11 protein-coding genes and 3 pseudogenes are annotated in these 13,533 nt (G+C 44.7%); 8 read left to right on the top strand and 6 right to left on the bottom strand.

The annotated features are described in order from the left end of the window. Window positions 1-96: 96 nt before the first annotated feature. Window positions 97-1,095, bottom strand: a complete 999-nt coding sequence (gene add / locus AB4263_RS22870; RefSeq protein WP_017061091.1) for an adenosine deaminase — start codon at window positions 1,093-1,095, stop codon at window positions 97-99. Between the two features lie 126 nt (window positions 1,096-1,221). Here add and AB4263_RS22865 point away from each other — a divergent pair, with 126 nt between their 5' ends. Continuing rightward, a complete protein-coding gene (locus AB4263_RS22865) occupies window positions 1,222-2,163 on the top strand; it encodes a LysR family transcriptional regulator (RefSeq protein ID WP_372098946.1) in 942 nt (313 codons plus the stop codon). 188 nt (window positions 2,164-2,351) lie between these two features. Next, window positions 2,352-3,110 (top strand): annotated as a pseudogene (locus AB4263_RS22860) (glutathione synthase); the annotation flags it as partial. Window positions 3,111-3,195: 85 nt separating this feature from the next. On the opposite strand, the pseudogene AB4263_RS22855 reads toward AB4263_RS22860, so the two are convergent. Next, window positions 3,196-3,822 (bottom strand): annotated as a pseudogene (locus AB4263_RS22855) (AraC family transcriptional regulator); the annotation flags it as partial. Here AB4263_RS22855 and AB4263_RS22850 point away from each other — a divergent pair. The 4 genes and pseudogenes from AB4263_RS22850 to AB4263_RS22835 all read left to right on the top strand — a co-directional run. Continuing rightward, a pseudogene (locus AB4263_RS22850) lies at window positions 3,818-4,567 on the top strand (MFS transporter); the annotation flags it as partial. The pseudogenes AB4263_RS22855 and AB4263_RS22850 overlap by 5 nt on opposite strands. 155 nt (window positions 4,568-4,722) lie before the next feature. Further along, window positions 4,723-5,241 (top strand): TetR/AcrR family transcriptional regulator, encoded by a 519-nt coding sequence (locus AB4263_RS22845; RefSeq protein WP_017067068.1) that lies wholly within the window; start codon window positions 4,723-4,725, stop codon window positions 5,239-5,241. After that, complete coding sequence (locus AB4263_RS22840; protein ID WP_372098945.1) at window positions 5,238-6,293, top strand: alcohol dehydrogenase family protein; 1,056 nt, start codon at window positions 5,238-5,240, stop codon at window positions 6,291-6,293. Before AB4263_RS22845 ends, AB4263_RS22840 begins: the two co-directional genes overlap by 4 nt. Before the next feature lie 231 nt (window positions 6,294-6,524). Beyond that, window positions 6,525-7,619, top strand: coding sequence for an HDOD domain-containing protein (locus AB4263_RS22835; RefSeq protein ID WP_372098944.1), 1,095 nt, complete (start codon window positions 6,525-6,527; stop codon window positions 7,617-7,619). 96 nt (window positions 7,620-7,715) lie between these two features. Here AB4263_RS22835 and AB4263_RS22830 read toward each other — a convergent pair whose 3' ends face one another. From AB4263_RS22830 to AB4263_RS22815, 4 genes are all read right to left on the bottom strand, one after another. Continuing rightward, on the bottom strand, window positions 7,716-9,236 hold the full coding sequence (locus AB4263_RS22830; protein ID WP_102321237.1) for an SgrR family transcriptional regulator: 1,521 nt from the start codon (window positions 9,234-9,236) through the stop codon (window positions 7,716-7,718). A 10-nt stretch (window positions 9,237-9,246) separates the two neighbouring features. After that, window positions 9,247-10,257, bottom strand: a complete 1,011-nt coding sequence (locus tag AB4263_RS22825) for a Gfo/Idh/MocA family protein (RefSeq protein WP_372098943.1) — start codon at window positions 10,255-10,257, stop codon at window positions 9,247-9,249. Window positions 10,258-10,370: 113 nt separating this feature from the next. Beyond that, a complete protein-coding gene (locus AB4263_RS22820) occupies window positions 10,371-11,270 on the bottom strand; it encodes a homocysteine S-methyltransferase family protein (RefSeq protein ID WP_372098942.1) in 900 nt (299 codons plus the stop codon). A 108-nt stretch (window positions 11,271-11,378) separates the two neighbouring features. Further along, window positions 11,379-11,768: a phage integrase N-terminal SAM-like domain-containing protein gene (locus AB4263_RS22815; protein ID WP_372098941.1), complete on the bottom strand. Its 390-nt coding sequence runs from the start codon at window positions 11,766-11,768 to the stop codon at window positions 11,379-11,381. 337 nt (window positions 11,769-12,105) lie between these two features. On the opposite strand from AB4263_RS22815, the gene AB4263_RS22810 reads away from it, so the two are divergent. Beyond that, a complete protein-coding gene (locus AB4263_RS22810; RefSeq protein WP_061899355.1) occupies window positions 12,106-12,636 on the top strand; it encodes a hypothetical protein in 531 nt (176 codons plus the stop codon). A gap of 149 nt (window positions 12,637-12,785) precedes the next feature. Beyond that, window positions 12,786-13,517 carry a DUF2971 domain-containing protein gene (locus tag AB4263_RS22805; RefSeq protein WP_372098940.1) on the top strand — a complete coding sequence of 244 codons (732 nt, stop codon included), beginning with the start codon at window positions 12,786-12,788 and terminating at the stop codon, window positions 13,515-13,517. Window positions 13,518-13,533 lie beyond the last annotated feature (16 nt).

Raw genomic sequence — 13,533 nt, 5'->3', positions numbered from 1 at the left:
CTGATTTAGGAAACAAAGCCAATTGGACATAAAAAAAGAGAAAAGCCTAAGCCTTTCTCTTCCTGTTTTTCTACTTAGCAATCAAGATTGCTCAAATTAGATTTGCTCAACGAAACCCATTAGGTGCTGTTTCACTTCGTCTGAAGCAAAAGCGCTCTCTACAGAGTACTTGTAGATCTCTGCGTAGTCTTCTTGTGTTAGACCGAACGTTTCACATACACGCTTCACTTCGTTAGTCATGGTTGTGTTCGACACAGTGCGGTTGTCTGTGTTGATCGTTACAACGATGCCGTCTTTCTTGAATTCAGCAATTGGGTGGTCGCTGAATTTGTGAATACATTTAGTTTGCACGTTACTTGTTGGGCAAGTTTCAAGCGCAACCTGCTTCTCTTTAACGATGTTGTACGCGTCTTCGTTACCTTGGATGTGGACACCGTGGCCGATACGCTCAGCGTCAAGCAGTGTGACTGCATCGTAAACGTTCTGACCATGCCATTGCTCACCTGCGTGAACCGTCACACGGTAGCCTTGTTCAATAGCGTATTGCGTGTACTCAGGGAATTCAGCGCAGAAGCCCGGCTTTTCACCGCCTGCAATATCAAACGCAACCACGCCTTTACCAAGGTATGGTTTACCAGCGTCGATTACATCTTTGATTGAGTCTTTCGGGAACATACGAAGTACAGACATGATGTAGTTGCCCTTAATGTCGTATTTCTCTTCTGCACGCTTCATGCCTTTAACCGCACTTGCGATGATTGCATCAAGAGACAAGCCCTTGTTTACGTGAAGAATCGGTGCAAAACGAACTTCTAGGTACTTAACGTTTTCTAGTGCTGCGTCTTCGTAAAGCTCAAAAGAGATACGCTCAATCGCTTCTTCCGTTTGCATCACTTGCAGTGGCAGGCTAAAGCAAGCTAGGTACTCATCAAGGTTTTTGCAATCTTCAGGCACTGTTAGAGACTTTACTACCGCTTCACGGTCTTCTGGAAGTTCGATTCCGTACTGTTTCGCCAGATCAATAATGGTGTCTGGACGAACACTTCCGTCTAGGTGGCAGTGCAGATCAATCTTAGGGAGTGCTAGAAAGTTCATGAGTATTCCTTAGGTCTATTATTTTTTGAGTTATTAACTCATAGGTTACATGGGCTTAAATTAACAAGTTTGTGATATGATTTAAAGTGACATAAAGTCATCATTAATCTGAATCTAAGGAATATCATGGTAGATGTTAAAAGCTTACTCAAATGTGATATGAATTTACTGCTGTGTTTACACGTGTTGCTTGAAGAGCGCAGCGTGAGCAAAACGGCAGAGCGATTGTTCCTTAGTCAGTCTGCGGTGAGTAAACAACTCACTAAGCTGCGTTCTTTGTTTGACGACCCTTTGTTTGAACGTGAGTCAAAAGGCCTGTTTCCAACACCGAAAGCCACCTCTTTAGCGCCTAAAATTCATCAAATCCTTCTGCAAATCGAAAAGCTGACCGTTCCCGAAGTTTTCGACCCTAAAGACAGTGAGCGTACCTTCACTATAGACCTTGTCGAAACCGCCTACACGGCGATTTATCCGCACTTTATGCCGACTGCGCTCGCGGATGCGCCTCACATTACCGTTAACAGTTCAACGTGGAGCAGCGATAGCTTCAAGCGATTATTAAAGCGTGAAGTGGATTTCGGGATTGGAATTTTTGAGCTCGATGAAAGGGCTAGCACCCACATTCAAAATATCCCTGCCGAGCTAAACCACGTCGAGTTGCTGCAAGATTACTCTGTGTGCTTGATGCGAAATGATCACCCAGTACTTCAAGAAGAGTGGAATCTGCAAGCCTTCCTTAAATACCGTCATATTCAGTTGGTGACCGGTGGCGTTGGCGACTGGTTGCTACTGGAAATCTTGCAAGCCAAACAGCTTCAAATTAACAAAGCCGCCAACGTGTCGGACATCACCAGTGCAGTAAAGCTGTGCAAACAAAGCGATTTGCTGATGTGTTATCCGTACAACTCGGTTCGTGACTATATTGAGAGTGGCGAACTGGTGATGAAGCCGATTCCCATTGAGTTGGTTCCCGGTGGTTTGTTTCTGCTTTGGCATCGTTACTTTGACTCTGAACCAAGCCACAAATGGCTTCGCGACCTTATAGTCAATAAGACCCAAGAACCCTAGCTGTAAACCGCGAGCTACGATGATAAAAACGGCGAAATAACTTTTTTAAAATTTATTTCGTCTTTTTAGAATGAGCATTGTCTTATTACGGGTGCCAAATGCCCGCCAAGAATGAGATATCTAAATGAATTCAATGCCATCGATTCCGCAACAAGTTATTGAAGATGCTTGTGAGTGGGCAATTATGCACAGTGCGTCGTACTTTTGAACAGTTGAGCTGTCAGCTTTCATCGGGCGATAATCAACGCCTGCTATTGAAAGATGTCGGAGCTGTCGATGTGGTGTATCTAAGAGCTGGCTACCAGTATTCAGATTATTGGGCTCCAGAGCTAAATGAATCGGTGTGTTGCCATACGTTAAGTCAGACTCGCTTGTTTATGGAGCAACACCATGTCGCAATGAACGCGACTATCAGCCAGCAATTAGCGACCAGCAAAACCATGCAAATGCTGCTGACCATGATGTCAGCAGCAGAATACGCCCGCTGGGGTTTAACGCGAGAAGAAGCCGAACTGGTCAAGAGTGTTCTGGCTGATATGAAGCCTATCACCAATGAAGCAATTGAATGGTTTAACACACAAGCTGATAAGCAAGAATGGGTGCTGAAAAACCAAGGTGAGGGCGGTGGTCATTGTGTCTTTGGTGACGACATCAGCGAACAACTGAGCCAGCTTAAACCAGAAGAGTACGACGCGTGGGCATTGATGCAGCGCTTGTACCCGCATGAACGTGACGTGCCGACCATTGCAGTGCGTGACACTCACCAAACGCTCGTGACAGACTTAGTCAGCGAAGTGGGTTTGTTCACCGTTTACTTCAAAGGTGAACCAGTAACAGAGCTAGACGGCTACGCGGGTTACTTAATCCGCAGCAAACCCGCCAGCGAAAATGAAGGTGGAATCCACAGTGGAAAAGGGATTCTCGATTCGTTGGTGTTGATTGATTAGTTGAATCGGCATTAAAAAACCAGAACTCATGTTCTGGTTTTTTGTATCTGAGCTCAGTAAAACTTCAGAGTTTGGATAACAACAATCACGCCCCTAACTTGGTAAAGGCCAACGGGGTTTGTCCAGTTTGCTGTTTGAAAAAAGCGATAAACGCACTGTTGGATGAGAACTCTAGCAGATGAGCCACATCAACGACTTGTCGGTTTTCTGAGAGCAGTTCAATCGCTTTAAACAAGCGCCATTGCTGTCGCCACTCTTGGTAAGTCATGCCTGTTTCGGCTTTGAATAATCGAGTAATCGTTTTGGTGCTTGCGCCAACCGAGTTCGCTAATGTCGAGAGGGCTGGGGCAAGAAAGTAAGCGGTTCGGACTTGTTTGCAAAAGCTTTTAAAGCGGCGATCTGTCGGTAGTGGCAAGATAAACGAGTGTTGGTTAGCACTGTAAAACTCTTCCCAGAATAGGTTGGCGGTATTGGTGGTTTGCTCGCGGGCAACGTCCCAATCCCAGAAAGCCATCTTATTGATCAGGGCTTTTAAAAGCTCATTCACTTCCACAATTTCAATCGCTTCTGGGCAGGTGTAAATACTGCTATCAAAATAGAGCGACCGATAAGCAACCACATTGGTCATCTGCGCGCGATGTTTGGTATAAGGCGGGATCCGCACGGCTTTAGTCGGCGGCAAAATGCAAATGGCGTTTTTTAAGGTCAAGGTGTTTGGTTACATGGGGATGGGGCTGTCGATTAGTCCAATCATCGGGCTGCTTCTTAGCGGTCAACTAAGCCAAGCGGGCGGGCATCAATATGTGTTTATTTCCTTGTTTATTATGGTGTTAGCGTTGTTGGCACATAGCCTATGGTCATTGCCTGAAACGCAACAATCTAAGCAGCCATTGCAGTTAAAGTCACTCAGTATTCACATGATCAAAGATAGCGATATATGGATGTCTGCGTTGCTGGTTGCGTCGTTCAATATTGCGCTATTTTCCTATTATCAATTGGGTTCATTTGCCTTCATTCAACTTGGATTTAGCGTTGAGCAGTTTGGCTACAGCGGCATTGTGCTTGGGTTCGGGACTCTGTTGGGAAGCTTGGTGAACAAGACATTGTTGAAGAGACAAGTGTCTTCAATGTCTCTGATTGGTATCGCAGCAGGGCTTCAAACATTAGGTGCGGTGGGTGTGTATTTTTCACAACACACGATCTGGTTCTTGCTTCCAATGATGTTGGTGGTTATGGCGTTTGGCATTGCGATTCCCAATGTATTGAGCCGAGCGTTGGTACGTTACCAATCTCAAGCAGGAAGTGCAGGCGCACTGTTTGGTTTGATGTATTACACCTTGATCGGCTCAGGGCTCGCTTTAGCGGGAATGCTCCAAGATCTAGGTGTAGTGTTGGTACTTTGTGGCGCGTTATCTGTTCTGGTGACGATACGCAGTCGACTCCAGCTTAAACGCTAAGTCTCTCATCTGTATTGATAAATTCCGTGTCCTGTTTGGCGCGGAATTTATCATTTCTTGGTTTGTAAATTTGGATATTGACAGGGGTAGAATGATTGTTCTACTCTGTAGGTAGAACAATCATTCTACCCTTTGTCGGGTATTGAGAGAGCACTATGTTGAGAGAACAGATTGCAGCAAGCTTAGAGGTGGCATTTAGCCAGCAAGGTTTTGCTGAGCCGAGCGTTGCACAGCTGAAAACGGCGTGCGATGTAAGCCTAAGAACCTTGTATAAACATTTCCCTTCAAAAGAAGCGATGATCGTTGGTGCCTTGGAATATCGACACCAACGCTACTTAGATTTCTTGTTGGAAACGTCGCCTGAAAAGGGGCTCGCATCGGTTACTCATATCTTCAACAAGCTCCAACAATGGTTAGAAGAGTATGCGCCACATGGGTGTATGTCGATGAATGCGATGGCCGCGTTTCCCGATAATGAGTTTATCAGACAAGCGGTTACACAGCATAAAGAACAAGTCCGTTTGCTAATAGGCAAGCAGAGCCTGCGAGAGGATCTCGCGACACCACTGTTTTTACTTCATGAAGGCGTATCAAGCGCGTGGCCAGTATTAGGCGAAGAAGCGGTGGCATCAGCACAGAATATGGTGACAAAATTACTCGAGGAAACACGATGAAATTCGAACTACCGAAAACAATGAAAGGCGTAGAGATGCTAGGGCACGGCGGGGCAGAAATGCTTGGCTACCGTGAAGACATTGCTGTTCCAAAAATTGAGCCTAATGAAGTGCTGATCAAAGTCATGGCAGCAGGCGTGAACAACACCGACATCAACACACGAATCGGTTGGTATGCGAAAAGTGATGATTCAGACGATGCCAGCTGGTCGGGTGAAGCGCTAAAGTTCCCTCGCATCCAAGGTGCTGACGTGTGTGGCTTTATCGTAGTCGTTGGTAACGAAGTTTCGGCTGACCGTATTGGTGAGCGTGTTCTGATTGAGCCTTGTTTGACCGAGGTTTATGGACAAGATCTACCACAACCATGGTATTTCGGATCTGAATGCGATGGTGGTTTCGCTGAATACACCAAAGTAGCAGCTAAGCACGCTTACGCGGTGAACAGCACCATGTCGGATGTTGAGCTAGCGTCTTTCCCATGTTCTTACTCAACAGCAGAGAACATGCTAACTCGTGCCAACGTGGCTGAAGGTGATCGCGTGCTTATCTCAGGTGCATCGGGCGGTGTGGGCTCTGCGGCTATTCAGCTAGCAAAAGCTCGCGGCGCGTATGTTATTGCCATCACTAGCCCAAGCAAGAACCAACAGTTACTTGAACTTGGCGCTGATGAAGTGATTGCCCGTGATGCAGATTTGGTTAACGCGCTAGGCGAAAGCAGCGTGAATGTGGTGATCGATTTAGTTGCTGGTGACAAGTGGCCAGAGTTTCTTGAAGTCCTAAAACCGCATGGCCGTTATGCTGTGTCTGGTGCGATTGGTGGTGCAATGGTTGAGCTTGATGTGCGAACTTTGTATCTCAAAGACCTCAGCTTTTTTGGTTGCACGGTTTTAGAACCGCAAGTATTCCAAAACTTGGTTAATCGTATCGAGAAACAGCAGATTGGCGCCATCGTTGCAGAGTCTTATCCGCTAGCCGATATCCATAAAGCGCAAGATGAGTTCTTAAAGAAAAAGCATGTTGGTAAGATCGTGTTGGAAGTGGCAGAACGCTAGTTTTAGTCAGCTTCACGGTTTAGATTGATGGAAGAGTGAGCAAGCTTTATTTGCTCGCTCTTTTTGTTCCTGGTGAATACCGAGGAGCTGAGCAAATTGTTGGGTAACAGATCCTATACAGCTGAAAGGTTAATGATTCATTTATCACTGTATGGTTTATGAGTTGCCTGTGCGATAATCACCGCCGTTATATATCCCGAACTGTTTGATAATCATCTAGGAGCCGTATTGATGTTTAAAAGGGTATTGCAGGCACTATTCTCACCTTTTGTTTATTCAAAAAACAAACCCTCTGCAGAGCCTGCCCAACAAGAACAACAACAAACCGTTGCTACTGATTCTGTTCAGTCTTCAATCTTTGTTCCGCCGTCGTCCGCTCAGCCATCATCATTAATCGTCGATAAGACGCTTAACCTTCACGATGGTGAGTTCCTTGATTATTTGTTTGGAGAGTCTCGCCTTCGAACGGAGTCAGACCCATTTAGTGATTTTGTCGCTTGCCAAATCGAACGCTTGATTCGCTCTCCAAAAGCCTTGCTTAATGAACTTCCAGTGATGCCAGCCTCTGTGACCACGTTAATGGGCGAATTACAGAGCGATGAGTTTGATGTCGATACTCTGTTAAGAGTGATTGAGCGCGAGCCGAGTATGGCTGCCGATGTGATTAAACTGGCAAATAGCGCCTTTTACAAACGCAATGAAAAACAGGTTACCGACCTAAAAACAGCATTCTTAAATATGGGTTCTCAAGGGCTCGTTGAAGGGGTGGTGAATAGCTACATGAAGAACTTCACGCCGGGGAACAATATTTACTGGCGTCACTTCGGTGAGAAAATTTGGAATCACAGTGTTCAAACCGCGTCGTTTTCTAAGGAGTTGATGAAAGACTCTTCATCTCAAGAAGAGCAAGCAGCGGCGTATTTTGTTGGGTTAATTCGCAACTTAGGCAAGATGATCATTTTCCAGATGATGGTAGAAGCCTTCAAGCATGTTGATCCTTCTGTTCCACCTAACTCGTTAGCATTGAAGCGCCTGATGAACAGCTACTCCATTCGCCTGACTTACACCATTGCTAAGTTCTGGGAACTGCCAGAATCAGTGTTGACCGCGATTGGCTACCAAGAGTCGAGCCGATACGAATGCACGCCACTTGGTCAAGCTGTGTTTGAAGCTAACTACTTGAGTGAGCTGTGCTATTTACTGGAAGAACAAACGATTGAAGTCGAGCAATTTAAGCGCAGATGCAAAGAGACACTGATGTCTCCGGCTGCATACAAAGTGGCTAACCGTATCTATAAAGAGTCTGAATTATCGCTAGTGAGCTAACCCTTAGCCTATTCGACCTACGCTGTGACTGAACATAATGATTGGTTGCAGCTTGGTTGGGCTAGGTTGTGAAATACATTCAGCTACGAAATACGCTTACAAATGGCTAATCCACAGCTTGTCGAGTTCGCACCAACCGAAACCATTTACTTGTGCGCCGTGTATCTTTTCAGAAACCTCTAAGTTGAACGCCTCTTGCTTGAGCTCAACCACAACTCCAGATTCATGCAACCAATGCCGGAGCGACAACAGTGCATTCATCGCTAACTCAAAGTCTGGTTGGTTTGTTATTGAGGCTAAGCCTTGTTCGATTGTCTCTAGCATCTCAGAAGGTAAAGTTAATTCCTCAAACGGGAAGCGAGTGAAAAAGCTTAACCACGAAGTGAAGGTGTCGTTCTCATCAATAATACTGCACAGCGCGACGTCTTTGGTAGTTAGGTAGTGAGTTAGGTAGTGCCCATATTCCACGCTGGTTTTGTGGTCGCCAGACACTGACAACTGATCGAAAAGGGCTTGGCATTCAGAGGTGTCTTCAACGGTGAACTCACGAACGGTTGAAGACAACATAGGGCTTTGAATCTTAAAGAAGGTTGAGCCGAAATCCGGTTGGGAAGAATGGTCATCCCCACGCACGGTGGTCGTCTTCTCGGGCAGTTTCACGCACACCTGATTTTGAGCGCAGGCTTTGCTCTGTGCCCATTCCTGATAGACCCACAACTCGACTCGATTCAGAATCGGCGTGCTGTGTGAATAGGCGCTATTGCGGCTCAATCTCAACATCTTGCTTGAGAAGATGTCTAATGAGAACGCGCCAGATCCAATCAGCCTATCAGTCGGTGATGAGTGATCGAATACGGAGGCTTCAGCCCTAGCAAGTAGGCGCGGTAAATGCCAATCAGGTTGATTCAACTTTACGACAACCACATTGCCTGCCGAGACAGAGACCTCATCAATATGCTGATAACAGCGACGCCATATTTTGCTTTGGCAGAGAGAGTTAAGGTTGCGTGCTATGTCTTGAGGTTCGAGTGTTCTTCCGTTATGAAAGTGAACACCATTGCGAATCTGAAAGTGCCACTGTGTCGCATCTTGATTAGGCTGCCAATGATAAGCCAGATCGCCGCTGAGTTTGCTGTGCTTAACGGAGGTTAGGCGTTGGCAAACTTGCATAACTAAGAAACGTTCGGTGCGTCTAAGCACGCGTTGAGGGTGAAGCGCTTCGAGTTCTCGGTGAAACGGGATGTACGCGATATTCTGCGTCGACGGATTGGTATTGCTTAGAAAGGCTTGCAACTCAGTGCCAGCATTGCGGCCGTTGAAGCTCAAGGTGCTAAACACCTGTTCTATGTTGCCTGCGTCAGCTTGGGTTTGTGCGTATTGGTAACACGCCTCAATGGGTTCAACCAGACACGTGAGTTGTGCCTTCTTGCTGCGGCCTGAGCTAGCTTGCCACTCAATCCAGCCTTGTGCTGTCATCGCTTTGAGTAAGGTCTGAACGTGACGTTCACTCACGTGCAGCAGTGTGGCCAGTTGGTTGACCTGACAGTGTGATACTCCAGGCCCAAAAGCCTGAAATATCTTTTCATACAGTTCAAGCTTACGCTTAAGGTTGCCCAATTTGCTTTTCCTAACGACGAGGTTGAGTTAAATGTGAATAGCCAGAATCAATCAGTGCGTTTTCCATCGTATCGAGAACTCGAGAGGTTATCTCTGAGCTCAGGATATTCGATTCAGTTTTGCCTTGAAGCACCAAATCTGAAAAATGGTCGATTTCAAACTCGAATCCATTCCCTATCACTCGGTAGTTAATGGTCGACTTTTTGCCTTGATGTTCAATCTCAATAAAGGCCGGATTCCACCATTTTTCGTGAATGGTGATTTTGGTTTCAGGTCCACTCAAGTGTGCTGTTCGGGGAAGGTTTTGCACTGTTGATGCCGATATCTTACCGTTCATATCACCAGAGAATGTAACGCACGCATCGGTATCAACATTTGCCCCCTCATAAAGACACGACATCTCTACCTGAGGTTTTGAAGGGTTTACACCCAGCGTTCGGCACAGATCGTAAAAGAACCAAAGCCCATAGACCCCAACATCGAGTGTTGCTCCGCCTGACAAATCCGGATTGAAGATAAACAAATCGGGCTCATAGTCATGATGGTTACCAAAGCTGGCTTCGATTGAATCTATCTGAATGTTGTTATCGACCAAGAATGATTGGAGCTCACGATATGCGGGAAACACCACGGTTTTCATTGCTTCTAACAGCATCACGCCATTTTGCTTCGCGAGAGCTTTCATCTCAAGCCAGTCAGCAAGGTTGGTAAAAGCCGGCTTCTCGACCAATACATGTTTTTTATTCTTTAGAAACAACTCAGTGAGTGGCTGGTGGTATGGGTGAACCGTAGCGATGTAAACCGCTTCAACACTTGGGTCATTCGCCATCTCTTCATAAGAACCATAAGCCTTGTCGCAAGCAAACTTGTTGGCGAACGTGGCTGCGCGTGAGTGATCTCTGGCGGCAACCGCATCAAGCTCACCATGCAGAGAGTGCTCTGTGACTGCGGTTGCGAATCGATTGGCGATATTGCCTAGCCCTGCGATACCCCATTTAATTTTTCGTTGCGTGTCGCTCATCAGTTACTCCAAATCGTTGTTTTGTATCAGTGTACTCAGAGACGTCACATACAAATAGAGAACAGATTTCTCAACCTGTTCTCTATTTATTTTATTCTAGTTGAAGCTCAGGATTAGCTCTGTATTGAGTGTTTCCAATCGGCTAGGGCTTGAATGTGTTTTGGCCCGATGCCACAACAGCCACCGATAATATTCGCGCCCAGTGCATGCCAGCGTTTAGCGTAAGTTAAGTAACCTTGGCCATCCAGTTCACGCATTTCTTGAAACATGTCATTCGCTTCATGTTCGTTGCTGATAGGCGTAAAGTTATTGGCATAGACACCAATTTCTAAATCACGGCCTAGCTCATCGTTCACTTTCTTGGCATCGATAATGGCTTGATCCATCACTTCAGGCACTGAACAGTTAAACATAATGCCTGTCGCGTTTGATTGGCAGGCAAGTTTGATGGCGTCTGTTACGCTCTCGCCAGAACGAATATTGGCAGAATCGCCCTTGGTATCTTCCAAACTGAATGCGTAGTAACACGGCTTATCTGACTGCTTAAGAACCGCATGAATGGATTCGAACTCTTGCAGGCTGCAGATGGTTTCCGCTATCCAAAGATCGATGTTTGGATCCTGGGCATCGTAAAGCGTTTGAATGATTGGCGCTGCCTCTTCTACCTTAAACAAGTCTGGTCGGTAGCTGCCAAATGGCGGTGGAATCGCGCCCGCCACTTTTACGGTGTGAGAAGCATTGTTAGCAACTGCTTTAGCCAGCTCACCAGACAGTGCGGCTAGTTCAAAACCTCGTTGTTCGAACAGCTCTGCACCCAAGTGAAAAGGCACACACGCGTAGCTATTGGTGATTAGGATTTCAGCACCTGCATCGACAAAGTTTTGATGCGCTTGGCTAACAAATTCGGGTGCTTCAATCAGCGCTTGAGCACTCCAAAGCGGTTGAGAAAATGGCGCGCCAATTTCTTTGAGTTCTCGGCCCATGCCGCCATCAAGTATGGTTAGTGTTTTCATATTCAATACTATCTAAACAATTGCTGAAGTTCTGCCGCCACCATAGCAGACAACCTTGTCAGACAGAAGCCATCAAGCCAAGGTTCAACTATCGATGAGGGAGTTTCGTTATAAGCCGTCTAGCGGGCTAGTCGTGCCACTAAAGTGTTGCCCAATAACGTGAGTGTAAATCTGAGTTGTCTTAACATCACTGTGCCCCAGTAGCTCTTGAACCGTTCTGATATCGGAGCCTGACGTTAGAAGTTGCTTAATAAATTGATTGTATAAATAGGCTAGAGCATTGAGAGCTACCTTTTGAGTATTGATGGCTACTTTTTGTTGATTAGCTAAATGAGAAAGAAAGGAGACAACTTCAGCGGCATGCATCTGTTCAGGGTGTTTAAGCTTATGAAAATGAATGAAGTATTTTATCCAGTAACAATAGGCTTTGATTGTCTTGCGACTATAGCCTCGCATCGTCATATGTTCGCAAATTGCCTGCATGAATTGACTCGCCATATATTCCCCTCACAAAATCTGTACATACAGACAGTTTATTGCTTGTTGAATAATTAATGACTTAAAAAAGAGTGGTTTTTAACTCTGATTGAGCACGAATTTAACGAGAGGCTTATTTTAAATTATTGATTATACTGCAGATTTATGGGTGGTTAAGAATGAGGCCGAGCGTTACATAGTCGGCAATATGTGCTTGCACGTTTTCACACTTATTGTTTAGACCCACTTTTATATTAAATGCATAGCATTCAGTTGGTTATGAGTGACCTTTTTGATATGTTAAGCGGATGGATTCGTGCTTGCACAATATTAAAATGTTAGTTCTCACGGAGGAAATATGGAATTAAGATCAATTACAAGTTTTATAGCCAGATGCCATGAGCATTACACATCTTGTTCATTTTGTTTTATAGGCTTAGAAAACCAAGCGTCGCAGTTTATTAGTGCACCTAATAAAGAAGCGAGAATATTCTTTGGCGATACCCACCCTGATGAGGGGCTTCCTTACTCAAAGATACAAATTGGTAAGTTTATTGAATATGCTAGCTCAAATGGTAAGTTCACTGATGAATTAATAAAATCCACAATTACGTTTATATACTCTGAATGGGATGAGTACTATCGTCATGAGGTTGCTAAAGAAATTGGAGTACCAGCCAAATCAATCCGAAGTGATTTAATTGGTGACTTAAGACATATAAGAAATTGTATCGTTCATAATAAGTCTCAAATCACTAATCAATACAAAAAAATAAAGGTTCTCAACTGGGAGTTATCTGAAGGCAAGTTAATGATAACAAAGGACATGTTTAAAGAGTTAATTAAGCAAATTAATGAAATGACGGTTTACGTGAATGAAGAGAACTAACAAGAAATTTAAGAGTGATTCACAACGCTCGGCACTCTCACTTCAAGTCAGTTTAATGTTTATGGCACAATGCTTTAGGTAAGGTGTTAGCGTTGTTCACACCTTAATTTGGCGTTAGAACATAGTTTAAGTATAAAAGTAGGATATTAATGGAAATCGCAAGGTATATTCAGTTACCCCAATTTATTAGTTTGATCACCAAAGGTCTGTTTATCCCTAAAACATCACTATTTGAAGATGAATTAGAGGGACTTGCATCTGTTATGTTCAACTCTAACGGGCAGGGAATTGCCCCAAAAATGGAAAATGATTGGGCTAAAGAATGGATTTACACCAGTTGTTGGTATAAATCTACGGGCGAGTCTATGGCTATGTGGAACTTATATGGTTCAAATGCCGAGTCATTGATGATCAAAACAACAACAAAGAAGCTGCAAAGTCTCATTGAGCATTCGAAGAAATTCAAATCATACCCTTGTCGTTTAAACTTTGTGTCATATTTCAGCTTCTCTGAATATCCTAAGCCATTGTATGAAAAGGGCTGTGCTCGAGCTTCCTCAAGTGAGTGTTTACATTTGTTCGACTACAAACTTGATGATTTTTTCTATAAACACCCTGCGTATCGTCATGAGCAAGAAATTCGTTTGTGCGTTATCGATAAAACTGCTGTTGAGCCATACGAAAGAAATCGAAATTTTGGAATTACTTTGCCTGTTGGCACTGAGTTTATTGATGAAATTGTCTTTGCTCCCAATGCTACACCTTGGTTTAAAGATGTTGTTTATGAAATTATGTCAAAATACGGTATTGAAGCTTACATTGCAGATTCAGAACTAGACTGGCATAAAGAGCTGTTTAGTCCGCGCTCGCTATTGTTCTAACAAACGACTATGGCGT

Source organism: Vibrio sp. 10N.261.55.C5 (assembly GCF_041470505.1).
In the GTDB taxonomy this organism is placed as follows: Bacteria; Pseudomonadota; Gammaproteobacteria; order Enterobacterales; family Vibrionaceae; genus Vibrio; species Vibrio crassostreae_C.
The sequence above is the reverse complement of the archived record's forward strand: the minus strand, read 5'-3'. Positions and strand labels throughout refer to the sequence as shown.